The 26,295-nt window shown below is 59.3% G+C and carries 23 protein-coding genes; 12 read left to right on the plus strand and 11 right to left on the minus strand.

Annotated features, from left to right (window positions below; all coding sequences use genetic code 11):
- Window positions 1-79: 79 nt before the first annotated feature.
- Genes AC0JZ8_RS21875 through AC0JZ8_RS21890 form a run of 4 tightly spaced genes read left to right on the plus strand, consistent with a single transcriptional unit; the run spans window position 80 to window position 5,987 of the window.
- Window positions 80-1,279 carry an efflux RND transporter periplasmic adaptor subunit gene (locus tag AC0JZ8_RS21875; protein ID WP_471893545.1) on the plus strand — a complete coding sequence of 400 codons (1,200 nt, stop codon included), beginning with the start codon at window positions 80-82 and terminating at the stop codon, window positions 1,277-1,279.
- Window positions 1,276-4,440, plus strand: coding sequence for an efflux RND transporter permease subunit (locus AC0JZ8_RS21880; RefSeq protein ID WP_471893546.1), 3,165 nt, complete (start codon window positions 1,276-1,278; stop codon window positions 4,438-4,440). The genes AC0JZ8_RS21875 and AC0JZ8_RS21880 overlap by 4 nt, the downstream gene beginning before the upstream one ends.
- Before the next feature lie 58 nt (window positions 4,441-4,498).
- Window positions 4,499-5,041 carry a hydrolase gene (locus AC0JZ8_RS21885; RefSeq protein WP_471893547.1) on the plus strand — a complete coding sequence of 181 codons (543 nt, stop codon included), beginning with the start codon at window positions 4,499-4,501 and terminating at the stop codon, window positions 5,039-5,041.
- A gap of 55 nt (window positions 5,042-5,096) precedes the next feature.
- The gene (locus tag AC0JZ8_RS21890; RefSeq protein WP_209899937.1) at window positions 5,097-5,987 is read left to right on the plus strand and encodes a lytic transglycosylase domain-containing protein; all 891 of its coding nucleotides are present in this window, start codon (window positions 5,097-5,099) and stop codon (window positions 5,985-5,987) included.
- Between the two features lie 57 nt (window positions 5,988-6,044).
- Here AC0JZ8_RS21890 and AC0JZ8_RS21895 read toward each other — a convergent pair whose 3' ends face one another.
- The 11 genes from AC0JZ8_RS21895 to AC0JZ8_RS21945 form a co-directional block, all read right to left on the minus strand.
- On the minus strand, window positions 6,045-8,048 hold the full coding sequence (locus tag AC0JZ8_RS21895) for an acetyl-CoA carboxylase biotin carboxylase subunit (RefSeq protein ID WP_471893548.1): 2,004 nt from the start codon (window positions 8,046-8,048) through the stop codon (window positions 6,045-6,047).
- Window positions 8,049-8,058: 10 nt separating this feature from the next.
- The gene (locus AC0JZ8_RS21900; protein ID WP_471893549.1) at window positions 8,059-9,591 is read right to left on the minus strand and encodes an acyl-CoA carboxylase subunit beta; all 1,533 of its coding nucleotides are present in this window, start codon (window positions 9,589-9,591) and stop codon (window positions 8,059-8,061) included.
- Between the two features lie 214 nt (window positions 9,592-9,805).
- On the minus strand, window positions 9,806-10,699 hold the full coding sequence (locus AC0JZ8_RS21905; protein WP_471893550.1) for an NAD-dependent epimerase/dehydratase family protein: 894 nt from the start codon (window positions 10,697-10,699) through the stop codon (window positions 9,806-9,808).
- A gap of 95 nt (window positions 10,700-10,794) precedes the next feature.
- Entirely contained in the window at window positions 10,795-11,004 is a 210-nt protein-coding gene (locus AC0JZ8_RS21910; RefSeq protein WP_325264891.1) for a hypothetical protein, read from the minus strand.
- The gene (xth, locus tag AC0JZ8_RS21915; RefSeq protein WP_062578035.1) at window positions 11,004-11,798 is read right to left on the minus strand and encodes an exodeoxyribonuclease III; all 795 of its coding nucleotides are present in this window, start codon (window positions 11,796-11,798) and stop codon (window positions 11,004-11,006) included. Before xth ends, AC0JZ8_RS21910 begins: the two co-directional genes overlap by 1 nt.
- 174 nt (window positions 11,799-11,972) lie before the next feature.
- Complete coding sequence (locus tag AC0JZ8_RS21920) at window positions 11,973-12,584, minus strand: general stress protein (protein ID WP_092663077.1); 612 nt, start codon at window positions 12,582-12,584, stop codon at window positions 11,973-11,975.
- Window positions 12,585-12,630: 46 nt separating this feature from the next.
- Window positions 12,631-12,945 (minus strand): hypothetical protein, encoded by a 315-nt coding sequence (locus AC0JZ8_RS21925; protein ID WP_062459650.1) that lies wholly within the window; start codon window positions 12,943-12,945, stop codon window positions 12,631-12,633.
- A gap of 149 nt (window positions 12,946-13,094) precedes the next feature.
- Window positions 13,095-14,246 (minus strand): mandelate racemase/muconate lactonizing enzyme family protein, encoded by a 1,152-nt coding sequence (locus AC0JZ8_RS21930; RefSeq protein WP_471893551.1) that lies wholly within the window; start codon window positions 14,244-14,246, stop codon window positions 13,095-13,097.
- 53 nt (window positions 14,247-14,299) lie between these two features.
- Window positions 14,300-14,941 carry a ThuA domain-containing protein gene (locus AC0JZ8_RS21935; RefSeq protein WP_062459644.1) on the minus strand — a complete coding sequence of 214 codons (642 nt, stop codon included), beginning with the start codon at window positions 14,939-14,941 and terminating at the stop codon, window positions 14,300-14,302.
- 22 nt (window positions 14,942-14,963) lie between these two features.
- Window positions 14,964-16,064, minus strand: a complete 1,101-nt coding sequence (locus tag AC0JZ8_RS21940) for a Gfo/Idh/MocA family protein (protein ID WP_471893552.1) — start codon at window positions 16,062-16,064, stop codon at window positions 14,964-14,966.
- A 39-nt stretch (window positions 16,065-16,103) separates the two neighbouring features.
- A complete protein-coding gene (locus AC0JZ8_RS21945) occupies window positions 16,104-17,309 on the minus strand; it encodes an ROK family transcriptional regulator (protein WP_092663085.1) in 1,206 nt (401 codons plus the stop codon).
- A gap of 206 nt (window positions 17,310-17,515) precedes the next feature.
- Between AC0JZ8_RS21945 and AC0JZ8_RS21950 the strand changes: the two genes are divergently transcribed.
- From AC0JZ8_RS21950 to AC0JZ8_RS21985, 8 genes are all read left to right on the plus strand, one after another.
- A complete protein-coding gene (locus AC0JZ8_RS21950; RefSeq protein ID WP_192078459.1) occupies window positions 17,516-18,823 on the plus strand; it encodes an ABC transporter substrate-binding protein in 1,308 nt (435 codons plus the stop codon).
- A 112-nt stretch (window positions 18,824-18,935) separates the two neighbouring features.
- On the plus strand, window positions 18,936-19,835 hold the full coding sequence (locus tag AC0JZ8_RS21955; RefSeq protein WP_092663466.1) for a carbohydrate ABC transporter permease: 900 nt from the start codon (window positions 18,936-18,938) through the stop codon (window positions 19,833-19,835).
- Window positions 19,828-20,676, plus strand: coding sequence for a carbohydrate ABC transporter permease (locus tag AC0JZ8_RS21960; protein ID WP_062459629.1), 849 nt, complete (start codon window positions 19,828-19,830; stop codon window positions 20,674-20,676). The genes AC0JZ8_RS21955 and AC0JZ8_RS21960 overlap by 8 nt, the downstream gene beginning before the upstream one ends.
- Window positions 20,677-20,693: 17 nt before the next feature.
- Window positions 20,694-21,758, plus strand: coding sequence for an ABC transporter ATP-binding protein (locus AC0JZ8_RS21965; protein WP_062459626.1), 1,065 nt, complete (start codon window positions 20,694-20,696; stop codon window positions 21,756-21,758).
- A gap of 75 nt (window positions 21,759-21,833) precedes the next feature.
- Window positions 21,834-22,298: a hypothetical protein gene (locus tag AC0JZ8_RS21970; protein WP_471893553.1), complete on the plus strand. Its 465-nt coding sequence runs from the start codon at window positions 21,834-21,836 to the stop codon at window positions 22,296-22,298.
- A gap of 44 nt (window positions 22,299-22,342) precedes the next feature.
- Window positions 22,343-22,840 carry a copper chaperone PCu(A)C gene (locus AC0JZ8_RS21975; protein WP_471893554.1) on the plus strand — a complete coding sequence of 166 codons (498 nt, stop codon included), beginning with the start codon at window positions 22,343-22,345 and terminating at the stop codon, window positions 22,838-22,840.
- Complete coding sequence (locus AC0JZ8_RS21980; protein ID WP_244508843.1) at window positions 22,840-23,424, plus strand: SCO family protein; 585 nt, start codon at window positions 22,840-22,842, stop codon at window positions 23,422-23,424. The genes AC0JZ8_RS21975 and AC0JZ8_RS21980 overlap by 1 nt, the downstream gene beginning before the upstream one ends.
- Before the next feature lie 231 nt (window positions 23,425-23,655).
- A complete protein-coding gene (locus AC0JZ8_RS21985; protein WP_471893555.1) occupies window positions 23,656-26,199 on the plus strand; it encodes an EAL domain-containing protein in 2,544 nt (847 codons plus the stop codon).
- Window positions 26,200-26,295 lie beyond the last annotated feature (96 nt).

The following is a 26,295-nucleotide window of genomic DNA, read 5'->3' on the forward strand; positions in this document are numbered from 1 at the left end:
CAGCACCGTACGATTTGCCGCCTTCCGCGTTACCTGCCGAGCAACTCATCTCGGCAGCGACGAAACAGGCCAAATTACGATGATCCCCACACAGTTCTCCTACCCGAAGAAGGGGTTGCTGCCGCGGCTTGCAGCCATCGGCTGTGCCGTTGCACTTGCCGGCTGCAATCTGCAGGCCGAGGAGGAAGCAAAGCCACCGCGCCAGCCAACGGAAGTTGGGATTGTGACGGCGATAACAGAAGACGTGCCGCTCGTGAACGAGCTTGCAGGTCGCACATCCCCGTTCGAGACTTCTGAGGTCAGGCCCCAGGTGTCAGGGATCATCGAGGCTCGCTCGTTTACCGAGGGTGCTTTCGTCAAGAAGGGCGACACGCTCTACCAGATCGATGCAAGCCTGTTCGAAGCCTCGGTTGCGGAGGCACGCGCCAATCTCGAAAGTGCAAGGGCCGGCGAAGACAACGCGCGGATCGAATTCGAACGTTTAAAGCCCCTGGCGCAAAAGGGAGCGGTTAGCGAGCAGGCGTTTACGGATGCCACTGCAGCGCTCCGGTCTGCCACTGCGGCCGTCGCGCAGAACAATGCGAAGCTTCAGACCGCGGAGATCAACCTGCGCTACAGCAAGGTGACCGCGCCGATCAGCGGCAGGATCGGCCGTTCGCTGGTAACGACAGGTGCGCTCGTGTCGGCACAGCAGACGCAAGCCTTGGCGACCATCCAGCGCCTCGACCCGATCTTCGTCGATATTCAGCAATCCTCGACCGCGCTACTGAAGCTGCGAGATGCGATGGCCTCGAGCGAATTGTCCAAGGACACGGCCGAGGTGCGTTTGAAACTGGAAGACGGGCAGGAATATCCGCTTCCGGGCAAACTCCAGTTTACCGATGTCACCGTCAATCCGTCGACCGGGTCTGTCACACTTCGCGCCGAGTTTCCGAACCCCGACGCCATCCTGCTGCCAGGCATGTATGTCCGCGCAGTTCTCTCACAGACTCAGGCGAAGGATGCGATCCTCGTGCCGCAGCAGAGCGTGACGAGGAGCCCTACGGGAGAGGCAAGCGCGCTCGTGGTCGGCGACGGAGATACCGTCCAGCGGCGAGCGCTCCAGGTCGCTCAGGCTGTCGGCAATCGCTGGCTCGTAACCGAAGGCCTTGCTCCTGGAGACCGGGTCATCGTTGAAGGCGTGTCCAAGGTCAAACCCGACGACAAGGTCAAGATTGTCGACTTGGGTAAGAAGCAGACCGCAGAAGCAACAGAGCACAAGGCGGTCCCCGCGCTATGATCAGCCGTATCTTTGTCGATCGTCCAATCTTTGCCTGGGTGATCGCGATCGTGATCATGTTGGGTGGTATCGGCTCCATCCTGACGCTTCCGGTCGAGCAGTATCCGGATATCGCGCCGCCGCAGGTGAACATCCGCGCCAATTACACTGGGGCTTCAGCTGCAACGCTTGAAACCAGCGTGACACAGGTGATCGAGCAGCAGCTTACCGGCATCGACGGCCTCATCTACTTCACGTCGACCTCCAGCGCCGAAGGCCAGGTCACGATCGCGGTAACATTCGACAAGGGCACCGATCCCGATATCGCACAGGTTCAGGTTCAAAACAGAGTGCAGCAGGCTCTCTCTCGCCTGCCCCAGCAGGTGCAGCAGCAAGGTCTCACCGTTACAAAGTCCAACAGTGACTTTTTGCTTGTCGCCGCTGTTTACGATGAAACCGGTAAGGCGAAGGATTCCGACATTTCGGACTACATTGCCGCCAATCTCCAGGAGCGGATCGGTCGCCTTCCCGGCGTCGGCGATACCAACCTTTTCGGCTCGCAATACGCGATGCGGGTCTGGCTCGACCCAGGTCGCTTGTTTTCATACGGGATGATGCCGTCGGACGTCATCACCGCGATCGAGGCGCAGAATACGCAGGTTGCGGCCGGCCAGATCGGCGCCCAACCCTCCCCCGACACGCAGATGCTGAATGCGATCGTGACCGCCCGTTCGCGCCTGACGACACCGGAGGAGTTCCAGCGGATCGTCATCCGCACGGACGAAAGTGGCGCACGTGTCACCTTGGCGGATGTCGCCCGCGTCGAACTCGGACAGGAAAGCTATACGCGCTTCACCCGTTTCAACCGTCATCCGGCATCCGGCATTGCCGTTCAGCTTGCCCCCGGCGCGGACGCGCTTGAAACGGCCGAGCTGGTGAAAGCGGCTATCGATGGCGAAGCGGCAAACATGCCGGATGGCTACCGCGTCACCTATCCTCGTGACTCCACCGAGTTTATCCGGCTTTCGATCGAGGAAGTGGTGAAGACACTGATCGAGGCGATCGTTCTCGTCGTCATCGTCATGTTCGTCTTCCTGCGCAGCTGGCGTGCGACGCTGATTCCAGCACTTGCCGTCCCGGTCGTCGTGCTCGGCACGTTCGGCGTGCTTGCACTGTTCGGATATTCGATCAACACGCTCACCCTATTCGGACTGGTCCTTTCGATCGGTCTTCTGGTCGATGACGCGATCGTCGTCGTCGAGAATGTCGAACGAGTCATGGAGGAGGAGCCGGACTTAAGCCCCCGAGACGCGACGCTTCGCTCGATGGGTGAAATCCAGACGGCGTTGATTGCGATCGCGCTGGTCCTGTCGGCGGTGTTTGTTCCGATGGCATTCTTCGGCGGCTCAACCGGTGTCATTTACCGGCAGTTCTCGGTCACTGTTATCTCCGCAATGGTTCTGTCGGTCGTGGTGGCGCTGGTGCTGACGCCGGCCCTGACCGCAACCCTCATGAAACCACGCGTCAAAGAGAATGCGCCGAAGCGCACTGGTGGTCTGATCCGGCGATTTGGGACGATGTTCGACCGTGGTTACGGCTGGGTTCAAAAGACATATCTCGCGGCCGTCAATATCGCCATCCGCAGGATCTGGCTTTCGATCATCGCCTTTTGTGCGCTGGTCGGCGCCGTCGTGTTTCTCTTCCTCCAACTTCCCGGCGGCTTTCTTCCGGTTGAGGATCAGGGTTACGGCGTGGTTCAGTACACGCTTCCGCCCGGCGCAACACGCGTTCGCACGGTCGAGACGGCAGCCGCGATCGAAGACCACTTCCTCGGACCGGAGCAGGCGAATATTGCTGGCCTGTTTACGATTTCGGGTTTCCGTTTCAGCGGTTCCGGCCAGAACGTCGGTCAGGGTTTTGTGCAGTTCAAGCCATGGGACGAACGAGTGGGCGAAGAGAACGCGGCCGCCTCGATTGTGGCGCGTGCCACAGCCGCGCTCGGGCGCTCCTTGCGCGACGCCCAGTTCTTTGCGCTGACACCGCCATCGGTGCAGGGACTGGGTCAGTCCAACGGCTTCACCATGCAACTTTTGAACAATGGCGATCTCAGCCTGACGGAGTTCAAGCAGCGGCGCGACCAGCTTCTCGCTGCGGCGACGGCGGATCCGACACTTGCGCGCGTACGTCCGAGCGGACTTGAAGACGTCCCGACGGTACAGATCGACATAGACGACGAAAAGGTCGGCGCACTCGGGATCCAGCAGTCCGATGTGGATGCAACCCTGAGCGCAGCCTGGGGTGGCGTCTATGTCAACGATTTTGTGGACCGTGGGCGCGTGAAGCGGGTCTACGTCCAGGGTGACGCCGCCCACCGCGGCGCTGTCGAGGATCTCGATGGCTGGTATGTGCGCACGGCAAGCGGCGAAATGGCACCTTTCTCTTCGTTTGCCAAGACGAGCTGGTCCCAGGCGCCGACAACGCTGACGCGGTTCAACGGGTTGCAGTCCTATGAAATCCAGGGACAAGCGGGACCGGGCCTAAGCTCCGGTCAGGCAATGGACCGTATGACGGAACTGGCCGCGGACCTGCCGGGGACGTCGGTGGCCTGGAGCAGTCTCTCGTACCAGGAAAGACTGTCCGCCGGACAAGCGCCCATCCTCTACGGGCTGTCGCTTCTCGTCATCTTCTTATGTCTTGCAGCACTTTACGAAAGCTGGTCGATCCCGTTCTCGGTCATGCTCATCATCCCGCTTGGCATCATCGGAGCGGTCTGTGCTGTCACGTTGCGCGGACTGGAGAACGACGTTTACTTCCAGATCGGCCTTCTGACCACGATGGGCCTTTCCGCAAAGAATGCGATCCTGATCGTCGAGTTCGCGGAACAGGCGGAACGGGCCGGCAAGAGCGCTTACGATTCGGCCATGGAAGCCGCCCGCCTGCGGCTAAGACCGATCCTGATGACCAGTCTTGCCTTCATCTTCGGCGTTTTGCCGCTTGCAATTTCGTCCGGCGCGGGTGCACAGAGCCGCATCGCGATCGGTACGGCGGTCATCGGCGGCATGATCACGGCGACGATCCTTGCAACGCTTTACGTCCCGCTGTTTTTCGTGCTCGTACGGCGCATCTTCAGCAGTCGCAAAGCTAAGGCAGAAAATCTGGAGGCCAAGACAGAGACCGCATAGCACCAGCATGTCCGTTATAGATGTTGCTGTTTTTTTCGCGCGGTCCGGTTAAAACCTCATGATCTACTTCACCAGCGACACTCATTTTGGCGATCCCCGCGTGTTGCGCATCGACCGGCGACCGTTCCCGGACATGGTCGCGCACGACGAGGCACTCATTCAATACTGGAATGATATAGTCGGCGCTGACGACGATGTCTGGCATCTCGGCGATTTCATGCCGGTAAGCGGTGGCGATTGCGATGGGCTACTGGCGAAGCTCAACGGCCGCAAACACCTGATCATCGGCAATAACGACCCGGAGACCACGACGTCGGCCAGTGGCTGGACGTCCGTGCAGCACTATCATGAGCTTCATATCGACGATGTCCATCTGATCCTCTGCCACTACGCGTTTCGCACCTGGAACAAGATGGGCAAGAAATCGATCAACCTCCACGGCCACTCGCATGGCCGGCTCAAACCGCTGCCACGGCAGTTTGATGTTGGCGTCGATGCGCAGGGGCTTCGGCCGGTAACGCTGGAGGACGTCGTCAAGAAGAAGGCAGCGCCAAAGATCGCCTCTGTCGTGACGCAGGGCGGCGGACATGCAAACGGATAGAAGAGAGCGGTTTTTGTTGAAAAGGGAATTCCAACTTCTAGGCGCTGGCGCTTTGATGGTCGCGGCTGCCTTTGCCGACCCCGTCGCTGCCGAGACCGCACCTCCGGAACCAACCAAAGAGACGGAGTGCCTCTACGAGCGGCGCGACGGCGACGAAGCGCTCTGCATCGCCAAGGAAACGTTCAACGTCGATCTCTGTCACGCAATCGAACATTTCGCGACAGAACAGAAGATCCCGCCCGCCTTTTTCGCCCGCCTGATATGGCGTGAAAGCCTGTTTCGGCCTGAAGCAGTCAGCCCTAAGGGCGCGCAGGGTATCGCGCAGTTCATGCCCGATACCGCCCGTTTGCGCGGCTTGAACAACAGCTTCAACGTCATCGACGCGCTCGATGCTTCGGCCAAATATCTCGCTGAAATGAAAGACAAGTTTGGCAATTTTGGTCTCTCGGCAGCCGCCTACAATGCCGGAGAGGCAAGGCTTCAGCGGTTTCTTGGTTCAGGAAGCCTGCCGATGGAGACGCGGGACTACGTCTTCGCGATTACAGGCTATCCCGCGGAAGTCTGGAGAGACAATGCTCCGGCGGTTGCCGCACCCGATCTGGACCCTCAAAAACCGTTTAAGGACGCCTGCGTCGCGCTGGCGGACACTCGTCGCATCAACGATCCGGTTCTCGGTGCGTCAGCCGACTGGGCGCCCTGGGGTGTCCAGCTCGCCGCGCATTATAACCCTGGCGTTGCCGGCCGGCTGTTTGCGGCCTCGGCTGCGAAACTGCCCTCGCCGCTTAATGCCGAACGCGCACTTATCGTGCGCCAGCGCGGCGGAAATTTCGGTCGTCGTCCGCGATACGCAGCCCGCATCGGTGAGGAAAGCCGGGCCGCTGCAGTCAAGCTTTGCAATGAAATCAAAGCCCACGGCGTTTCCTGCACGGTTCTCAAGAACCGCTGAACCGTTGACCCTGTGTGTGGGCGTCGACACCGTTTCCTGAGAAATCGTCGGCGGGCCTTACTCGAATTCCATGATCAGTTCATCAACCGCGAGGCTCTGGCCGGGCAATGCTGTCACCCGCTTCACCACGCCACGACGTTCCGCCTTCAGGACATTTTCCATCTTCATCGCCTCGACAGTCGCCAGCGTCTGACCTGCTTCGACCTGATCGCCCACGCCGACCGTGACCGAGGTGATGACACCGGGCATCGGGCAGAGCAGCATTCGCGACATATCCGGCGGGACCTTGACCGGCATCAGGCGTGCAAGCTGCGCAACACGCGGTGAACGCACCCGCGCCCTGACATCCATACCGCGCCCACGTAGCCGGATGGCCGATCCGATCAGATCGATTTTCACTTCGGCAACTCTGTCACCGATGGTAAAACTGGCAAGTCGCTTGCCGGGCAGCCAGTCCGAAGAGATCGCGAAGCGACTGCCATCTGCAAATACGACGGCGCTTTCTGCCGATCCGGTCTCGATCGTGACCGTTTCCTCAGCGTCTGCCAGCGCCACGATCCAGTCCTTTGCCGTCACGCGGCCAGCGGTCGCAAGCGTTCCTGAGATCTGCAGCGCCCGCTGCCTGATCATCTGATGCGCAAACGCCGCAATCACTGCCAGCGTCCGCAACGCATCCGCATCGGGTTGCACACCGGAAAAGCCATCGGGAAACTCCTCGGCGATATAGGCCGTCGTCAAGTTGCCGGAGCGAAAACGCTCCTGGCTCATGACCGCCGAGAGGAAGGGTAGGTTGTGGCCGATGCCCTCGACCTCAAAACCGTCGAGCGCTGTCGCCATCGCATCGATCGCAGCCGTCCTGTCTTTCGCCCAGGTGCAGAGCTTGGCGACCATCGGGTCGTAGTACATCGAGATCTCGCCACCCTCGAAGACGCCGGTATCGTTGCGCACGATCGTGCCATCTTGCTTGACGCCCTCGACCGGCGGACGATAGCGGCTGAGCCTGCCGATCGACGGCAGGAAATTGCGATAGGGATCTTCGGCATAGAGCCGGCTTTCGATCGCCCAGCCCTCGAGCTTCACGTCATCCTGTCCGAAAGCCAGCTTTTCACCGGCCGCGATCCGGATCATCTGTTCGACGAGATCGACGCCGGTAATTAGCTCCGTCACGGGATGCTCGACCTGCAGCCGGGTGTTCATTTCGAGGAAGTAGAAATTCCTGTTGCCGTCAACGATGAATTCGACTGTTCCTGCGGAGAAATAACCAACGGCCTTTGCGAGCAAGACGGCCTGCTCGCCCATCGCTTTCCGGGTCTGCTCATCGAGGAAGGGAGACGGCGCTTCCTCGATAACCTTCTGGTTTCGCCTCTGGATCGAGCATTCGCGCTCCCCGAGATAGAGCGTGGTCCCGTGCTGGTCGCCGAGTACCTGGATCTCGATGTGACGCGGTTGCGTCACGAATTTTTCGATGAAGATGCGATCGTCGCCAAAGGAAGACTTCGCCTCGTTTTTGGATGACTGGAAACCTTCCCGGGCTTCGGCATCGTTCCAGGCGATCCGCATGCCCTTGCCGCCACCGCCGGCAGACGCCTTGATCATGACCGGATAGCCGATCGAGGAGGAAATCTTTACGGCCTCATCGGCATCCGCAATGAGATCCATGTGACCCGGCACGGTCGAAACGCCCGCTTCGGCGGCGATCTTCTTGGACGTGATCTTGTCGCCCATCGCTTCGATCGCCCTGACCGGCGGACCGACGAAGATGATGCCGGCTTTCTCGAGCGCTGCTGCGAACAGGGCGTTTTCCGACAGAAACCCGTATCCAGGGTGGACGGCATCTGCGCCTGTTTTCGCGACGGCATCGAGAATACGGTCGATGACGATATAGGACTGGTCGGAGGGCGCTGGACCGATATGAACCGCGTCATCCGCCATCCTCACATGCAGCGCATCACGATCAGCGTCCGAATAGACAGCGACGGTTGCGATACCCATCCGCTTGGCGGTCCGGATGACCCGGCAGGCAATTTCGCCGCGATTGGCGATCAGGATTTTCTTGATCATGCTTAGAGCCTCACAGCGGGATTGTGTCGTGCTTTTTCCAATGGGTCTGCACCTGCTTGTCGCGCAACGAGGCAAATGCCCTTGCGATACGACGGCGCGACGAATGCGGCATGATCACATCGTCGATAAAGCCACGCTCTGCCGCGATAAACGGGTTGGCGAACCGTTCCTCGTATTCCCGGGTGCGGGCTGCGATCTTGTCCGGATCGTCAAGCTCCGACCTATACAGGATCTCGGTCGCACCTTTAGCGCCCATAACGGCGATTTCAGCCGTCGGCCAGGCATAGTTGATATCGGCGCCGATATGTTTGGACGCCATCACGTCATACGCGCCCCCATATGCCTTGCGGGTTATCAGCGTCACCATCGGCACGGTGGCCTGCGAATAGGCAAACAGCAGCTTTGCGCCGTGCTTGATGACGCCGCCATATTCCTGCGCCGTGCCCGGAAGGAAGCCCGGCACATCGACCAGCGTCAGCAGCGGAATGGAAAACGCATCGCAGAACCGCACAAACCGCGCCGCCTTGCGCGACGAGTCGATATCGAGGCAGCCGGCCAGCACCATCGGCTGGTTGGCAACGACGCCGATCGTCTGTCCTTCCATGCGAATGAAACCGGTGATGATGTTTTTCGCAAATGCTTCCTGGATCTCGAAGAAGTCGCCTTCATCGGCAAGTGCCGTGATCAGTTCCTTCATGTCATAGGGCTTGGCCGCGCTATCTGGGATCAGCGTATCGAGCCGCATCTCCAACCGCGACGGGTCGTCATGGACAGGGCGAACCGGGGGCTTCTGGCGATTGTTGAGAGGCAGAAAGTCGAATAGCTGTCTGACCGCTTCAAGCGCTTCCACGTCGTTTTCGAATGCAGCATCCGCGACCGAGGATTTCTGGGTATGGGTCGTGGCGCCCCCCAGTTCTTCGGCGGTGACGATCTCGTTCGTCACGGTCTTCACCACGTCCGGGCCCGTCACGAACATATAGGACGTGTCGCGCACCATGAAGATAAAGTCGGTCATCGCGGGCGAATAGACGGCGCCGCCGGCGCACGGTCCCATGATCACCGATATCTGCGGGATGACGCCGGAGACTTCGGCATTGCGGCGAAACACTTCCGCATAGCCGCCCAGAGATGCGACGCCTTCCTGAATACGAGCGCCGCCGGAATCGTTGAGGCCTATGACCGGAGCTCCGACCTTTACCGCCATATCCATGATCTTGCAGATCTTCTGGGCATGGGTTTCGGACAGAGACCCGCCGAGCACTGTGAAATCCTGGCTGAAGACATAGACCTGGCGCCCGTTGATGGTGCCCCAGCCGGTCACGACACCGTCGCCCGCCACCTTCTGGGTCTCCATGCCGAAATCCGTGCAGCGATGGGTGACATACATGTCGAACTCCTCGAAGGAGCCCTCGTCCAGCAGGACCTCTAGCCGCTCGCGCGCCGTCAGCTTGCCCTTCGCGTGCTGGGCGTCGATCCGTCTTTGGCCCCCTCCGAGACGCGCCTCAGCTCTGCGTTGTTCCAGCTGTTCGATTATCTGCAGCATGCGTTGTCGTCTCCCATCCCCTCGTCCCCGTGCCCCAGCTAAGGCTGATGCGACAGCGGCGCGCCTTATGCCTTCGCGATCAAAGATGAAGCTGCGGCTTCGTCTAGAACTATTGCTAACCGCTTGCCGGAGATGACGCCAGCCCCTCCGATAGGCTGACGTCCGCATCCATTTCAAGCTCCCCCGCCCTCGCGGAAGCGGACAATCTGGCAGCTCAGCGAAGCATATATCGCCGCCAGGGATGCTCTTCGCGGAAGCCTAAAACTTCGCGGGCCTTGCGGTTCGAGAGCGGCGCTTCATCCCGACCCATCTCGCGCCAGACCGGCGTATCCGGACAATATTTTGCGAGGAATTCGGCGGTTGGCAGCTCGGCGGTGATCGTGTCGTTGACTGCGTTGAAGACCTGATAGCCAAGCCCGTCTTTCTCCAGGCAGAGATGGACGATCTGACCAAGGTCGCGCGCGTCGATGTAGCTCCACGCATTGCGTTTTCGCGACATAGGCTGTTCAAGGAAATCTGCGAAATTGTCGTATTCGTCAGGCTCGATCACGTTTCCGATGCGCAGAGCATAGACGTCGGCTCCGTAGCGCATGGCAAAGGCGCGAGCGGTTTTTTCGTTGACGACTTTCGACAATCCGTAGCTGTCCATCGGATCGCTGTCGTAATCTTCTTCCAGCGGAAACGCGTGGAAATTCTTGTCACCTTCGGCAAAGCAGACGCCGTAGGTCGTCTCGCTTGAAGCAATCACGACTTTGCGTACGCCGAGCTTCATGGCGGCTTCCAGCACGTTATAGGTGCCCATGACATTGGCTTCGAATGTTTTGTTATCAGGCTCGATCAGCACGCGTGGAACGGCTGCGAAATGGACGACCGCATCGGGTGCCGATGGTGGTGCGCCGTCTTCGAAGCCGGAGAATCCGAAATGCGTCGTCAACGCATTGAAGACCTTGCCGCTGTCGGTGATATCCGTGATCAGCGTATTCACGCCGGGCATATCGAGCGGTTTCAGATCGACATTCAGGACCGAGTATCCCTTCGCCAGAAGATACGATACCGCATGCTTGCCGGCTTTTCCGGTGCCGCCAGTGAAAACGATCCGCTTTGTCATGTTTCTGTTCCCTTCCCATATGTGAGCCATAACCGCCATGCCGGGCGGTCATGGTAGTCCGTGGCAACGTGATCGTCACGCCCCTCCGCGCAGCCTTACGTCGCAGCCGGCCAATCGTTGGCGGGTTCCTCGACAACACCCTTGTCGCTGGCGCGATCAGGCTCATCGGTTTTCGGAAGCCGCAGATCGACCCCTGTCTTTGCTATGACATCGAGCACATCGCTCTGGGATGCTCCAGCTGCAACGTATTCGTCGACGAGTGCCTCAACCTTCTGGCGAAGTTCGTTTGTCCAATGGCCTTCCATCACTCAGCTCCTTTTTTAAGATCGTCTAACAACTCTATCCATACAGGTGCATGGTCGCTCGTGTGGGCCCAGCCCCGAACATGCGTGTCGACCTCGGCTCGCGAGAGGTCGTCTGCGAGACCTGGGCTCAACAGGAAATGGTCGAGGCGAAGTCCTGCGTTTCGCCCATACGCATTCCGGATGTAGTCCCAGAAGGTGTAGATGCGCTCGTCGGCATGTAACCTGCGAATGGCATCCGTCCAGCCCTGCGCGAGAAGCTCCCTGAATTCATCGCGAACTTCGGCCCGGAACAACGCATCATCTGTCCATCGCTCAGGCTTATAGACGTCGAGTTCGGTCGGTATGATGTTGTAATCACCCGCGATGACGACCGGAACGTCTAATTCTATCAGCTCGGCGGCATAGTCCTGCAGTCGCGAAAGCCACGCGAGCTTGTAATCGAATTTCGGGCCGGGTGAAGGATTACCATTCGGAAGATAGACGTTGCCGACGAGGATACCGTTCACAAGGGCTTCGATATATCGGCTTTGGACATCGTCAGGATCGCCAGGGAGGCCCTTTCGAGTCAGCAGCGGCTCTTCGCCGCGCGCTAGAATCGCCACGCCATTCCAGGATTTCTGCCCGTGCCACACGGCGCCGTAACCGGCTGCTTCAATGGCTTTGATGGGAAACTTTTGATCAGGCGCTTTGAGCTCCTGCAGACACACGACATCAGGCTGCGATTCCTCCAGCCACTGGAGGAGGATATCGATTCGCCCGTTGATGCCGTTGACGTTGTAGCTGGCTATTTTCACGCGAATTGTACCCGAGTGCTACTATCGAGTTCGCGGCCCAGCCAAAATTTGCGGTGCTGCGTGTTGGTTTTGACAAAGCACAAGTTGACAGATCGATGCCGCCTTGCGGAGTCGCCGGCAGTTGCCCGGCATAGAGAAAGGGCGGCCATGAAGACCGCCCTTTCAGAATATGGATCAGATCGGAGTGTTGGTGCGGTAGCGACCGCGCTCGGCATCGATCTGGTCCTGTGTGTAAGGATCAGCGTTGTCGTCGAACTGCGACCAGCCATCATTGGTGTAGGCTGTACGACGCTCGTTGAGATCGACAGAACGCGAACGGGTCAGGATCGCTTCCGAAGCCACTGCCTTGTCGTCATCGACCTTGGCGACGACCAGCGAACCGCCGCGGCGTACGCCTTCGGCATAAAGGTGGGCGTCCTTCTCCGACACACCGGATTCGATCATTGCACCGACGATGCCGCCTGCTGCGCCACCGGCCACTGCGCCAGCGACAGCACCGGCTGCCGTTGCTGCAAGCCAACCAGCTGCTACAACCGGGCCAACGCCTGGGATTGCGAGCATTCCGAGACCGGCCAGAAGACCACCGGCGCCACCAGCGACGGCACCGATGCCAGCGCCTGTGCCCGCGCCTTCAGCAGCGTTGCTGCCCTGGCCTTCGATATCTTCTTTGCCGTTCTTGTGCGACACGATGCTGATGTCGTCGGATGACACGCCAGCATCTTCGAGAGCCTTCACCGCGGCGCGGGCGTCATCGTAGCTGTCGTAAAGTCCAGTAATGGTACGCATGGGAATTTCCTCTTCGTATTCGTTATTGTTGTTGGGACGATCAGGCTTACTTCGCCATCACCACATTGCCCTGGAAGTCCAGCGCCACGTTGCCGTGCTTGCCGTCCTTGGTACCCATGGCGCGCCAGATGCCCTGGTCGTCCAGCTTGAGACCGGAGACTTCCGCGTAACCGGCTTCTTCGATTCTCGATTTTGCCTGCGCCTCTGTGAAGCTGTTCTTGCCAGCAACCGGTGCGGCCGGATTTGTTTCGCCGGAGGTGCTCACCGCTGGTGTCGTCTCGGTCGTCTTAGGCTCTGTCTGAGCCAGAACGGCGGATGCCGAAAGAAGGACTGCAGCGAGGCCAAAGCTAAGTTTTTTCATGGTGTTCCTCCAAGTTCTGCATTCACTTTCGAATGCGCGGAGGACAACCCGTGGAGCCGGATTTTGTTCCGTCGAGATTAGGCACGGCGGATCAAGCAAGGACGCGCATCAACGTTCACCCACGATACGAACACGGTTGGTCCCCGATCTCACCAGTTGGTGAAAGAGCCGTCATCGCGGCGCAGGTGCGGCGGTTCGGTGTATTCGAAGCTCGACGCCTGCAGCAGGGATTCATTGACCTCGACACCGAGACCTGGCTCGTCCGGCACGCGGTAGAAGGCACCGTCCGTCCCGATCTGCTTCGGGTAGGTTGCAGGGTCACCGAAGCCCAGCTGCTCGGTCGGTGAGTTGCGGCACTCGAGCCAGGCGAAGTTGGCGACCGCTGCGGCGAGGTGCACGGATGCAGCCGTGCATACGGCGCCAAGCGGCGCATGCGGCATGAGGTCGACGTAATGCGCCTCGCACCAACCGGCAATCTTCATCGCTTCGGTGAAACCGCCGACATTGCAGATGTCGATACGGCAGAACTGCAGGAGGTCACGTTCGACATAGGGAAGGAATTGCCATTTCGACGAAAACTCCTCGCCGATGGCAAACGGTATCTCCGTCATTCTGCGCAGTGCTTCGTAGGCACCGGGCGTCTCGTCGCGGATCGGTTCCTCGATGAAATCCAGAGTGCCCCGCGGCAGCTTTTGACAAAACGAGGCGGCCTCGGCGACGCTGAGGCGATGATGGTACTCGACGCCGAGCGTAATCTCATTGCCCACGGCCTCGCGCACGCGGGTGACCCATTCGGCTGTCGTCGCGATCGACTCGCGTGGTTCGAAACGATCGCTGTTTTCCTGGCCGGTGGCGATCATCCGGATGCACCGCCAGCCCTGGTCCTTCAGGAGCAGCGCCTGCTCCACCATCTCAGGTCCCGGTTCGGCAGAGGTCGTTGCGAAGGCCGGCACCCGCTCGCGCTGCCGGCCTCCGAGCAATTGGTACACGGGCACTCCGAGAGCCTTACCCTTGATATCGTGAAAGGCGATGTCGAGGGCAGAGATCGCGGCCGTCAACACCCGTCCGCCCTCGAAATACTGGCTTCGATACATCTCCTGCCACAGGGCGCCGCACTGCATCGGATCCCGACCGATCAGAAACCGGCTGTAGTGATCGATCGCCCCGAGAACCGCCTTCTCTCGATATGACAGGCCCGACTCGCCCCAACCATAAATCCCCTCCTCCGTTTCCACCTTGAGAAGCAGTTGGTTGCGAACACCGAGTTTGGTGACATAGGGCTTTATCGCCGAGATTTTCATGAGAGCCGAGCCATGCTTGTCGGAGATCGGGTGGACTGAGCGTCAGGCAACCATCAGCGCGCCGCCCAGTTTGCACCACGTCTGAAGATCGTCTTCATCTGCGGCACGTCGAATTCCTTCGCCACATGGCCAAGCGACGAATAGAAGACGCGCCCTTTGCCGTATTTGCGCTTCCAGACGACAGGCATGACAACGCCGTCGATCCAGTAGGCGTGATCGCCATTGAACGTGGTCGTTGCCAGAACCTCGTTCGAGGGATCCACGTGCATGTAATATTGCTCGGACGTGTATGGGAAATCACTGATGCCCTGCATCAACTCGTCGTCCGGGCGGGTCACATTGACGGTGTAGTCGATGATGTTGCCGGGATGGGCCACCCACTGGCCGCCGATGATGAACTGGTATTCCACGCATTCGCGAAACGCGTCACCGGCGCCGCCATGGTAGCCGGCGATGCCGACACCGTTTTCCACGGCGGACGCGAGGTTCTTTGCCTCCTCCTTCTCGATCTTCGACATGGTCATGATCGGGACGATCAGGGACAGGTCGTGAATGGAGGGATCGGCAAACGCTTCCGTCGTGTTTTCGAGATAGACCTTGAAACCATCCTCCTGAAGAATGTCCCTTATGACATGAGCGCATTCCTGCGGTTCATGCCCGCTCCAGCCACCCCATACGATCAAAGCTTCGCGCATATCAGTCTCCTCCAGTGTGGTGTCAGCGGGCGATCTGCCCGTCTATCAAGGATTGCGAAAGCGGCGCCGGCCGCTCGGGCTTGGTGGTGATGTCAACGGTCTGCCCCTTGTCCGCCGCGGTGCCGAAGGCTTCCATGACCTCAAGGACATGCAGAGCCAGGTCGCCGCTTGCCCGATGAGGGCGGTCGGACAGGATGGCATGCGCCATGTCGGCAACGCCGAGCGACCGGTAATTGCCATCCGCATAGGGTTCCGTCGTCGGATGCAGCTCGAAGCTAGCGCCTTTCTTCAGCAGCTGAATGTCGCCGCCAAAATGGTTCGGATCGGGGACGATCAGCGTTCCCTCGGTGCCATAGACTTCGAGCGGCACATGCTTGTGGCCCGCGACATCGAAGCTCATGCTGATCTGCACCACGGCGCCGTTTTCGAAGGCCATGACGCTCGAAACATGCGTGGGAATATGCACTGGGATCTTCTGCCCGTTGCGCGGTTCGCTGGTGATCGTGCGCTCGTTGCGCGGAGTGACCGCAAAGCCTGCAACTTTGGCAACCGGACCCAGAAGGTTGACGAGGTCGGTGATGTAGTAAGGTCCCATATCGAGCATCGGCCCGCCGCCGGCTTCATAGTAGAAGTCAGGGTTTGGATGCCAGCGTTCGTGCCCGGGGCACATGAAGGTGGCGGTTCCGCCAACCGGCGTTCCCAGCACGCCCGTATCGATGATCGACCGGGCTGTCTGGTGCGAACCGCCAAGAAAGGTATCCGGCGCTGCGCCGATCCGGAGACCAGTCGACTTCGCGGTCTCCGCGAGCTTCTTGCCTTCTGCAAAGGTAATGCCGAGAGGCTTTTCGGAGTAGGTATGCTTGCCATGCGCAAGGGCGCGAAGACCGACCTCCACATGCGCCTTTGGCACGGTGAGGTTGACGATCAGCTGGATCTCCGGATCGCCGAGCAACTCATCGATGCTCTTGGCCGCAAGGTTGAACTCGCCGGCTCGCTGCTCGGCCAGACCGTGATTGAGGTCGGCGATGCCGCGGATGTCGAGGACCGGGAAAGATGCCATCGCTTTCAGATAGGCTGACGATATGTTGCCGCATCCGATGATGCCGATGCCGAGTTTTTGCATAGTCTCCTCCCAAAGTTGCAAATATGTGGTTCGCCTGCGCTAGAGGCTCGAAGCGGGACCTGTCGTTCCCCAGGGCGACTCGTAAAGCTCGCGCAACGCGACGACCGCCGCGCCCTGCGCCCACGCCTCGTCGGTCGACTGGTCGAAAACCAGTTCGGCGACTTCGCTGATCGAGCTCGGGATCGCGCGGGAATAGGATTGCTGCAGGCTGTCGGTAAACACGGCGCCGAGCCCCAGCGTCGAGCCGACGATGATGACGCGGGGCGGACCGAACAGTGTGACGATGTTGGCAATCGCCAAGCCGACCGCTTCGCCGGCCCTTACGGCGGCGCCCGACAAGGGATTGTTCTCGGAGGCGATCAGCGCCTGCGCATGCGCCATGCCGCGCCCAAGCCGCACGGCTTCGGCAAAGTGACCGACCATTTGCTGCTCGCCGAAAATGGCTGTCTCGCCCGCGACCGCTGAAAGCCGCAGAGTCTCCTCGCATGTCGCCCCAAGCACCAGATCGCCGAGGTTATGACTGAGACCGCCAGCGCCACGGAAAACCTGGCCGTTGTGAAGAAGGGCAAGGCCTAATGTCTGCTCCAGCGAGACGATGACGAAATCGTCGAGATCCCGGGCCTGACCGAACCAGTGATGCGACAAGGCGATCGCGTGCGCATCGCTTTCGACGATGGTCGGAAGGCCAAGCCGGCTCGTCATCTCCTCGGCAAAATTGATATCCGTCTCGCGAAAGATCGGGCTGGAGCGCACCTTTCCGGTGCGATGTTCGACAACACCCGGCAGGCCCAGGCACACTGTGTCGATGTCGCTCAGCGAAATCCCGGCATCGACGATGCACCGGCGCACGCCGTCTTCGACCAGATCGCTGATGACGGCGATCGGCAACCTGTCAACGCGGACCGGAATGGTGAGCTGCGACAGAACCTCGCCGCAGAAATTCGTGAGAGCAAAGACGAGGCGGTTGGTGGCGATCTTTGCGCCGACGACGCGTGCCGCATCCGGGTTCAGCTCCAGCATCACACGCGGCCTGCCACGTGCCGCCGTATTGCGGATATCGCCCTCGTGCCTTGTCAGGATCAGCCCGTCATCGAGCAGCGATGCGGTGATAGCCGAGACGGTCGTGGTCGACAGCTGCGAACGTTCGCTGATCTCGACCCGGGAAATCGGGCCGCGCCTGCGGATCTTGTCCAGCACCGTGAAACGATTGATCGCCCGCATCAATTCTGGATCTGCAGTCTTCATGGAAAGCCGGATGCCCGTATCGCTATGACGTTTGATTCCGATATTTATGTCGGATCGCGAATTAAATAGCGTCGACGAACTGCCTCTTGTCAAGCCAATGTGAGCAAAACTTCAGCGAGTGTGGTTGACAATGATGCAAATGTCGTTTGAATTAATCCGCATAAGGGAAAAATTGAGGATGGTTGTTTCCCTTTGGAGGAGGAAGAATGACCTATCACCACAAGGCAACGTCCTATACGGGCGTTCGGATCACTGCGCTCGCCGCAGCCACTGCACTTTCGACGCTGTTCGGGACCCATACGGCAACTGCTGCACAGACGGTCGTGAAGTGGATGCACGTCGAAACCGTACCCGCCTATATCAAGACGTGGGAAGACATCGCCAAGAAATATGAAACGCAGCATCCGGATGTCGATATCCAGCTGCAGTTTCTCGAAAACGAAGCGTTCAAGGCCAAGTTGCCGACGCTTCTGCAGTCCGACGCGGCGCCTGACTTCTTCTACAGCTGGGGTGGCGGCGTTCTTCGTCAGCAGTCCCAGACGGGCGCCCTGATGAACCTGACAGAGGCCATGAACGCAAACGGCGGCGAATGGGCCAAGACCTACAAGCCAGCCGCCGTCGCCGGCCTGACATTCGATGACAAGATCTATGCCGTCCCTTACCGCATGGGGACCGTCAGCTTCTTCTACAACAAGGAGTTGTTCGCCAAGGCAGGCGTCAAGGCCGAAGACATCAAGACCTGGGACGATTTCCTGGGAGCGGTCAAGACGTTGAAAGGTGCCGGCATTGCACCGATCGCAGGTGGCGGTGGCGATAAGTGGCCGCTGCATTTCTACTGGAGCTTCCTCGTCATGCGCAATGGCGGCGAAGCGGTGTTCGAAGCCGCCAAGAATAAGGAAGGCGAAGGCTTCATGCACCCTGCGGTGATCAAGGCCGGCGAGCAACTGGCAGAGCTCGGGAAGCTTCAGCCTTTCCAGAATGGCTATCTCGGCGCCAACTGGCCGCAGACGCTCGGTGCGTTCGGCGATGGACGGGCTGCAATGCTTCTCGGCTTTGAAAATACCGAGCCAAACCAGCGCAAGAATGCCGGCGACGGCAAGGGGCTTGCTGCCGACAACATCGGCCGCTTCGGGTTCCCGATTGTCGAAGGCGGCGCCGGCAAAGCCACCGATACGCTGGGCGGGCTCAACGGCTGGGGCGTCAGCAAGAACGCTTCGCCGGCGGCTGTCGATTTCCTCCGCTTCCTGACCAGTCAGGAGATGGAGCGGCAGATGGCCTCCGAAGGGATGATCATTCCTGCGGCTGTCGATGCCGAGGAAGGCTTGAAGAACCCGCTGATGCGGGAATCTGCCGACCAGCTCGCCGCATCCACCTGGCACCAGAACTTCTTCGACCAGGATCTCGGTCCATCGGTTGGCCGCGTCGTCAATGATGTCTCGGTCGAAATTCTCGCCGGGCAGATGACCGCCGAAGAGGGAGCGCAGGCAATCCAGGACGCGACCGAACTGGAGTAAGCCGACAAGCCGGTGGCGGCAGCGCCGTCACCGGCAACGGCACTTCTGAATTGGTGCGACAAGGATAGACCGGATGAACAACATGACCGCGAAGATCAGCGGCGCCTCCGTCATGGGTGTGCCGGAAAAGGTCCGCTACAAAAGCCCGACCGCGCGTGGCCGATTGCCGGCGCTGATCATCTTCCTGCCGCCTGCCCTGCTTCTGTTCACGCTCTTTGTGATCCTGCCCATGGGCGAAGCCGCGTGGTACAGTTTCTATCGCTGGAACGGCTACGGCACGCCGACCGAATTTGTGGGCGTTCGCAATTTCGAGGTGCTGTTCAACAACGCCGCCTTTTCGACGGCTTTGATCAACAATGGCCTGATCATCGTCGTGTCCCTGCTGCTGCAGGTGCCGCTGGCAATCTGGCTCGCTGTGATGCTCGGCAAGAAAATCAGGGGCGTCGTCGCATTCCGGCTGATCTTCTTTCTACCTTATGTTCTAGCCGATGTGGCCGCCGGCCTCATCTGGCGCTTCGTCTATGACGGCGACTATGGATTGTTCGCCGCAATCGCCGGCTTTCTCGGCGTCGCGACACCCTATGTTCTGGCCGACAGGGATCTTGCGATCTACGCGGTGCTGGCGGTCGTCATCTGGAAATATTTCGGCTTTCACATGATGCTGTTCATCGCCGGCCTCCAGTCGATCGACAAGAGCGTCATGGAAGCGGCCGAAATCGACGGTGCCACTGGCTGGCAGAAATTCCGCTACGTCACCCTGCCCTTGCTCGGGTCGACCGTGCGTCTCTCCGTCTTCTTTGCCATCATCGGATCGCTGCAGCTGTTCGACCTGATCATGCCGCTGACCGGCGGCGGTCCGTCGAACTCGACGCAGACCATGGTCACCTTTCTCTACACCTACGGCGTCACGCGCATGCAGGTCGGATTGGGGAGCGCCGTCGGCGTCGTCCTGTTCGTCATTTGTGTAACGATCGCCTTCGGTTACAAAAGGATATTCATGCGCAATGACTGACACATCGTCCACAGTCCGCGTGTCCACAGCAACGCGCCTCTATGTCTATGTTTCGCTGTCGCTGGTCGCTGCCATCGTGCTCGTCCCGCTTGTGACCACTGCATTGGGCGGCTTCAAGACGCTCGGCGACCTGCGGCTCAATCCGTTCGGACTGCCCAGCGAATGGGTCTGGTCCAACTATGTCGATATCCTGTTTGGAGAGCGCTACTGGCGCCAGATGATGAACTCGCTGATCATCGCCTGCGTTACCGTGTTCCTGACACTCGTCGTCTCGTCGATGGCGGCTTTCTGTTTTGCGCATATCCGTTTCTTCGGCTCAAACCAGCTGCTGAACTACTTTCTGATCGGGCTGATGTTTCCGGCAGCAACGGCAATTCTCCCGTTGTTCATCCGCATTCGCGATCTTGGCCTGCTCGACTCCTATTGGGGCGTGATCCTGCCGCAGGTCGCATTCGGGCTCGGCATGAGCATCCTTCTGTTCCGCAACTATTTCCGCAATCTGCCGGAAGAGCTGTTTCAGGCGGCGTTTGTCGATGGCTGCGGCTATATCCGCTTCTTCTGGTACATATCGTTGCCGCTATCGCGGCCGATCGTGGCAACCGTGGGCATCGTCACCTTCGTCAGCAGCTGGAACAGCTACATCCTGCCGCTGATCATGCTGAACACCGAAAGCAAATATCCGTGGCCTCTCGGCATCATGGTCTATCGCGGCGAGTTCGGCACCGACTGGCAACTGGTGCTTGCCTTTATCACGCTCACCATCCTGCCGACGATCATCGTCTTCTTCCTGGCCCAGAAACACATCATCGCAGGCCTCACCGCCGGCGCCGTAAAGTCTTGAATTGAAGGATTAGCATCATGGCATCGGTTGGCCTTACAAACGTTCGCAAGAGCTACGGCGCGCTCCAGGTGGTCCACGATATCTCGCTGTCGGTCGATGACGGCGAATTCATCGCCCTGGTTGGGCCGTCGGGCTGCGGAAAGTCGACGCTGCTGCGCATGATCGCGGGGCTTGAAGACATCAGCGACGGCGAAGTCACGATCGGCGGCACGGTGGTCAATGCCATGACGCCGCGGGAACGCAACATTGCCATGGTGTTCCAGTCCTACGCACTCTACCCGCACATGACGGTCGGCGAGAACATGGGCTTCAACCTCAAGCTTGCCGGTGTCACCAAGCCTGACATCGCCACCCGCGTCGGAGAAGCAGCCCGCATGCTGGCGCTCGAAGATCTTCTGGACCGCAAGCCCAGCCAGCTTTCCGGCGGGCAACGGCAGCGCGTCGCGATGGGACGGGCAATTGTGCGCGATCCGGCAGTCTTTCTGTTCGACGAACCCTTGTCCAATCTCGACGCCAAACTGCGCGTGCAGATGCGCACCGAGATCAAGGCGCTGCACCAGAAGGTCGGGACGACGTCCATCTATGTGACGCATGACCAGATCGAAGCGATGACCCTTGCCGACCGGATCGTCGTTCTCAATGCCGGCCGCATCGAGCAGGTCGGCACGCCGATGGAGCTCTACCGGACACCTGCCAACCTCTTCGTCGCAGGCTTCATCGGCTCTCCCGCGATGAACCTGCTCGACGGCACGATCGACGGCGAAAACGACAGACCGGTCGTTCGTCTGGCGGAAGGATCCGCAATCGACATTTCACCGCTACGCAAGGTCCGTCGCGGCCAGAGCGTCAAGCTCGGGCTCCGCCCCGAACACCTGACGGCCGGCGGCGACAACATTGGCGGCGAAACGCTGCTTGTCGAACCGACGGGCGCGCAGACGCATGTGCTGTTTGAATTCGCTGGCCAGCAGATGACCGCCATTGTCGATGGAGACCATCCCGTGCGACACGGAACGCAGTTTCGCGCCGGCATCGACAAAAACCTCGTCTACGTCTTCGACCGGGAAAGCGGCGTGAGCCTCTGACGCCAATTCAGCGCTGCACGTGATCGGGCGGGTCGTGTGCCCGCGCGGCTCATCTGCGTCACAATGTCCTCGTGGTTGCAACGCATTGCATGGGTTGCCGTAACTCATTATGACCTTGGGCTGCATGATGAGCTGATAGGCGAGATGATCCGGCGTTTTGGGCAGATTAGACAGGTAGGGTTGCGCATTCTCTGCAGCCTTGCGTTTCTGCTGCTTGGATTTGCCAATTCCAATCCGACCGCCAATGCGCGCTCGATCGAGACCATCGCGATTGCGTCCTACATCCTCCCGGACGGAAGTCTGCCTGATCTTTGCCTTCCCTCGGAAGCCGGGAAAACGCATCACCATAAAGGTGAAAGCAAGATCTCCTGCGACGGCTGCCGGCATGTGACGGCATCAATACTGCCACTGCCGACAGATACGTTGGGTGCGCCGATCCTGCGCGAGATCGTGCACGCGCATTGGCAATCCAACGAAAGCCTTTCTCGGTTCGTCCTGCTGACCGGCACCTCGGCCAGAGGGCCCCCTCTTCGTAGCTGACGGAATAAGCAAAACCGATTCTGCTACGTCAAAGGCGAATACCCATGTCGACAATCCGAGCGAAATTTCTTGTAGCGGCCGTGGCATTGATGCTGCCCGGCACCGCCTCTTCCCAGCACATGCATGCCCACGGGGCCGGCGATATCACGATCGAATCCGCATATTCCCGCGCCATGCTGCCGGTAGCAAAGGTCGGAGGGGGCTACCTGACGATCAACAACGCCGGCGCGGCCGATCGGCTTGTCGGAGCAAAGTCGGATCGTGCCGAAGAAGTCCAGATCCACGAGATGAAGATGACCGGCGCCGTGATGGAAATGCGGGAACTGGACATTGGCATCCCCGTGCCGGCCAAGTCTACCGTCAAGCTGGAACCCGGTGGCTATCATCTCATGTTCACGAATGTCTCTAGACCTTTCAAGGAGGGCGAGACGCTGGCGGTCACGCTGATCTTCGAAAAGGCCGGGCCGATCGAGGTCGAGTTTGCCGTCGGACCGTTTGCCGGCGCGCAGAAGCCTCATGCCGCACACGGAGGTCACGACTGATGACGAAGAACCCGTTCATGCTGGTTGCAACGACAATCTCGGCAATCTTCATCACTGTCCTCGTCGGAATCCTCTTCTTCACGTTCAAGGATGAGCCAAGAAACACCACATTCAATACCGCGTTTTCTCTGATCAACGATCGGGGAGAAGCGGTCGATCAGTCGATCTTCAAGGGCAACCCGTCACTGGTCTATTTCGGCTACACGCATTGCCCGGAAGCCTGCCCGACGACGCTTTATGAAGTTGCTGGATACCTCAAGGAACTGGGTGAAGATGGCCTGCCGATCAAAAGCTACCTGTTCACGGTCGATCCGGAACGGGACACTCCTGACATTATGAACGGCTATGTCACCGCGTTTTCCGACCGGATCACGGGGGTGACCGGAACGCCTGAAGAAATCCGGCGGGTGGTCGCCGGATGGCGCGCATTTGCGGAAAAGAAGCCGAACAAGAGTGGCGGCTATTCCATGAGCCACACGATGGACCTGTTCCTGATCGGTGCGGATGGTCGGTTGAAGGGGCTCATTCCCTATGGCTCGGATCCCGACGTCGCCATCAGCAAGATCCGCAGCGCGCTCCTGTAGTCTCACGAGCGGGGTCATAGCTCATGGCGGCCATGAACCAATGTAGATGCCGACAGATACGGATCATTTCTTAAATTAAGCCATGCTAATCTATTCTTAAGCGGTCTCTGACATTGCTTTTCCGCAAGTGTGGAAAGTACCATGATCTCTGGTCGACATATCGGTCCGGCAAATCGTAAATCTGCACAGCAGGTTTTGACGAAAGGACCCGCGTCCGCCAAGGACAGCATCTTGTCGAAGCGACGACTTTCCGAAGCCCTCTCAACCGATGCGATCTGGCCGGCATTTCAGCCGCTTGTCGATCTGCAGAACGGTGCGATCATCGGCTTTGAGGTTCTTGCGCGTTGGACCGAGTCCGAAGCAGGTGCCATCGCACCTTCAGATTTCATTCCGTTCGCAGAAACCAGCAATCTGATCGGCGCTTTGACGCAAAAGATCGTCCAGGATGCCTGTCGCAAAGCTGCAAGCTGGAGGGGAGACTTTGTCCTCGCGATCAACCTGTCGCCGACGCAGTTTCAGGACCCAGACCTCTTCCACTTTCTGGCTTCGATAATCTCGGACACCGGGTTTCCGATGAACCGGATCCATATCGAAATGACGGAAAGCGCACTGCTCGATGACGATACAGTCGTCAGGGAAAACATAGCATCGCTCAAGTCTGCCGGCATGGGCATCTCCCTCGACGACTTCGGGACCGGCTTTGCCAGCCTGACGCGGCTTCACGCGTTCCCCTTCGACAAACTGAAGATCGACACAAGCTTCGTGCGCTCCATGCAGCATGACAGCGGCAGCCGGAAAATCGTCGCCTCGGTCATTGGGCTGGGGCAAAGCCTTGGCATGACGGTTGTTGCCGAAGGCGTTGAAACCGAAGAACAGGCAGAAATGCTGAAGCGTCTTGGTTGCGACGTTGGACAGGGGTGGCTGTTTGGCAGACCTGTCGACGGCGATGCGACAGAACGGCATCTCGCTGTCAGCAAGCAGAAGCCACTCACGGAACGCCGCGGAACCGGCTCGCTGTTCCAGCGGGTCCATCAACTGGAAACGCTCTATGAGGCGGCACCGGTCGGTCTCTGCTTTCTCGATTCAGACTTGCGCCATGTCAGTGTAAACAATCGGTTCGCTGCAATGCTGGGATTAACGCCCGAGCAGATGATCGGGCTCACCGTTCACAGTTTCATGCCGGCACGAGAGGCGCGCCGGGTCACCAAAGATCTTCAGCGAGTCCTTGCGGGCGAGCCTTTGATTGTGGACGAATATCGTCCGCCCGGAAGTGAGAACATTCTCCTCGTGGTGAACCAGCGGGTCGATGACGACGCCGGCGAGCCGATCGGCATTTCGGTCACGGCGATCGATGTTACCGGTCACAAGTCGATGGAAAAGGCGCTGACCGAGACGGAAGACCACGCACGATGGTCGATCGAACTCAGCCCCAACATTCCCTGGTCGAGCGATGCCGAAGGCATTGTCAATTTCATGGGGCCAACGCCAGACCCGACGATGTCCAGGATGCGTGACCGGATCGCGGACTGGTACGGTCGGATGCATCCGGACGACAGTTTGCGGGTTCGACGGGAATGGCTTGGATGGCTGCCATCCGGCGACCCCTTTGAAACCAGGTTTCGCATGCGTCTGCACGACGACAGCTGGCGATGGATGGTCAGTCGAGCAAAGCCTCATCGCGATGCGACCGGCAAGATCGTGAAATGGTACGGCACCATCACCGAGATCGTGCCCACGGAGGTCCCGCTGGACGGGAAAGTATCCGTGAAGGCTCCTCATGTCTGGCATGATCCGGACCAAGCTGATGTCCTGCCGACGCAACACTTGATCTCGATGCTGATGAGGATGTTTGAGTCCGCGCCCATTGCCATGGCCATCACGACGAGCGACACGAAAACCTCGAGCTACGTCAAAGTCAACGATGCCTATCTGAAGCTCACCGGCCTGAAATGGGACGAGATCAACGGAAAGAAGCTGATTTCCGAGGGTGCCGCGATCGACAATCCCGCCCGCGACAGACGGCACCGGCTGTTGCGCGAGGACGGCGCCTACGAGCTCGAAGATGTTGAGATTGCTCATTCGGATGGTACGATCATCCCAACCCTGATTTCTGCGCAACGCACGATCGTAGATGGCGTTTCATTCGATGTGGAGGTCATTGTCGATGTGTCTGCCCGCGTCAGGCAGCAGCGCGCTATCGAAAGCGCTCTGAAAACCTCCGCGCAGACCGATGCCCTGTCAGGACTCCCAAACCGAGCCTGTTTTGATGAGGTTGTTGCCGGAGAGGTTGCCCGCAACCTGCTCAATGATAGAAAGCTCGCCATCGCCTACATCGATCTCAACGGCTTCAAGATCGTCAACGACAGTCTGGGGCATTCCGCAGGCGACGAAGTCTTGCGAACGATCTCGGCGAGACTTCGCGAAAGTTTCCGAGCGACGGATTTCATCGCCAGGGTCGGAGGAGACGAGTTTGCTATTCTTCTCGACATGGATCGCAAGTTTGCGGGCGATATGCAGACCCATATTCAGGAAACGATGGAAAGGGTGTTCAAGCCGATCCCCATCGATGGCCAGGTGACATTCACGGGTGCCGCGGTCGGCGTTACGTTCCTAAAGGCCGAAGACACGCCGCAAACTTATGTCAAACGCGCTGACGACTATATGTATCTGGCGAAAGCCACCGGAAAACGGGTGGCCGTCGTGTGTTTCGGTCAGGTTCTCGATCCCCCGACGACGCATAAAGTGGACCGGACGAACGGTGTTCGCGACGGCTGAAGTGTGTCGACGGCCGAACTATCGGCAGCCGATATTTCGAGGTGTTGTGCCAAGCCCTTTCGTGCAGGGCAGGTCTGATACCTATCCAGACTGCCG

It is taken from the genome of Velazquezella soli (assembly GCF_977018685.1).

Excerpts from the sequence above, each read along its gene's own strand:
- AC0JZ8_RS21935 (WP_062459644.1), bottom strand. The coding sequence starts at position 14,941 with ATGCGCGAAGCTTTGATCGTATGGGGTGGCTGGAGCGGGCATGAACCG.
- AC0JZ8_RS21895 (WP_471893548.1), bottom strand. The coding sequence starts at position 8,048 with ATGATCAAGAAAATCCTGATCGCCAATCGCGGCGAAATTGCCTGCCGG.
- AC0JZ8_RS21940 (WP_471893552.1), bottom strand. The coding sequence starts at position 16,064 with ATGCAAAAACTCGGCATCGGCATCATCGGATGCGGCAACATATCGTCA.
- AC0JZ8_RS21930 (WP_471893551.1), bottom strand. The coding sequence starts at position 14,246 with ATGAAAATCTCGGCGATAAAGCCCTATGTCACCAAACTCGGTGTTCGC.
- AC0JZ8_RS21875 (WP_471893545.1), top strand. The coding sequence starts at position 80 with ATGATCCCCACACAGTTCTCCTACCCGAAGAAGGGGTTGCTGCCGCGG.
- AC0JZ8_RS21910 (WP_325264891.1), bottom strand. The coding sequence starts at position 11,004 with ATGGAAGGCCATTGGACAAACGAACTTCGCCAGAAGGTTGAGGCACTC.
- AC0JZ8_RS21900 (WP_471893549.1), bottom strand. The coding sequence starts at position 9,591 with ATGCTGCAGATAATCGAACAGCTGGAACAACGCAGAGCTGAGGCGCGT.
- AC0JZ8_RS21960 (WP_062459629.1), top strand. The coding sequence starts at position 19,828 with ATGACTGACACATCGTCCACAGTCCGCGTGTCCACAGCAACGCGCCTC.
- AC0JZ8_RS21925 (WP_062459650.1), bottom strand. The coding sequence starts at position 12,945 with ATGAAAAAACTTAGCTTTGGCCTCGCTGCAGTCCTTCTTTCGGCATCC.
- AC0JZ8_RS21880 (WP_471893546.1), top strand. The coding sequence starts at position 1,276 with ATGATCAGCCGTATCTTTGTCGATCGTCCAATCTTTGCCTGGGTGATC.
- AC0JZ8_RS21905 (WP_471893550.1), bottom strand. The coding sequence starts at position 10,699 with ATGACAAAGCGGATCGTTTTCACTGGCGGCACCGGAAAAGCCGGCAAG.
- AC0JZ8_RS21980 (WP_244508843.1), top strand. The coding sequence starts at position 22,840 with ATGACGAAGAACCCGTTCATGCTGGTTGCAACGACAATCTCGGCAATC.
- AC0JZ8_RS21890 (WP_209899937.1), top strand. The coding sequence starts at position 5,097 with ATGGTCGCGGCTGCCTTTGCCGACCCCGTCGCTGCCGAGACCGCACCT.
- AC0JZ8_RS21945 (WP_092663085.1), bottom strand. The coding sequence starts at position 17,309 with ATGAAGACTGCAGATCCAGAATTGATGCGGGCGATCAATCGTTTCACG.
- AC0JZ8_RS21920 (WP_092663077.1), bottom strand. The coding sequence starts at position 12,584 with ATGCGTACCATTACTGGACTTTACGACAGCTACGATGACGCCCGCGCC.
- AC0JZ8_RS21965 (WP_062459626.1), top strand. The coding sequence starts at position 20,694 with ATGGCATCGGTTGGCCTTACAAACGTTCGCAAGAGCTACGGCGCGCTC.
- AC0JZ8_RS21975 (WP_471893554.1), top strand. The coding sequence starts at position 22,343 with ATGTCGACAATCCGAGCGAAATTTCTTGTAGCGGCCGTGGCATTGATG.
- AC0JZ8_RS21955 (WP_092663466.1), top strand. The coding sequence starts at position 18,936 with ATGGGTGTGCCGGAAAAGGTCCGCTACAAAAGCCCGACCGCGCGTGGC.
- AC0JZ8_RS21950 (WP_192078459.1), top strand. The coding sequence starts at position 17,516 with ATGACCTATCACCACAAGGCAACGTCCTATACGGGCGTTCGGATCACT.
- AC0JZ8_RS21885 (WP_471893547.1), top strand. The coding sequence starts at position 4,499 with ATGATCTACTTCACCAGCGACACTCATTTTGGCGATCCCCGCGTGTTG.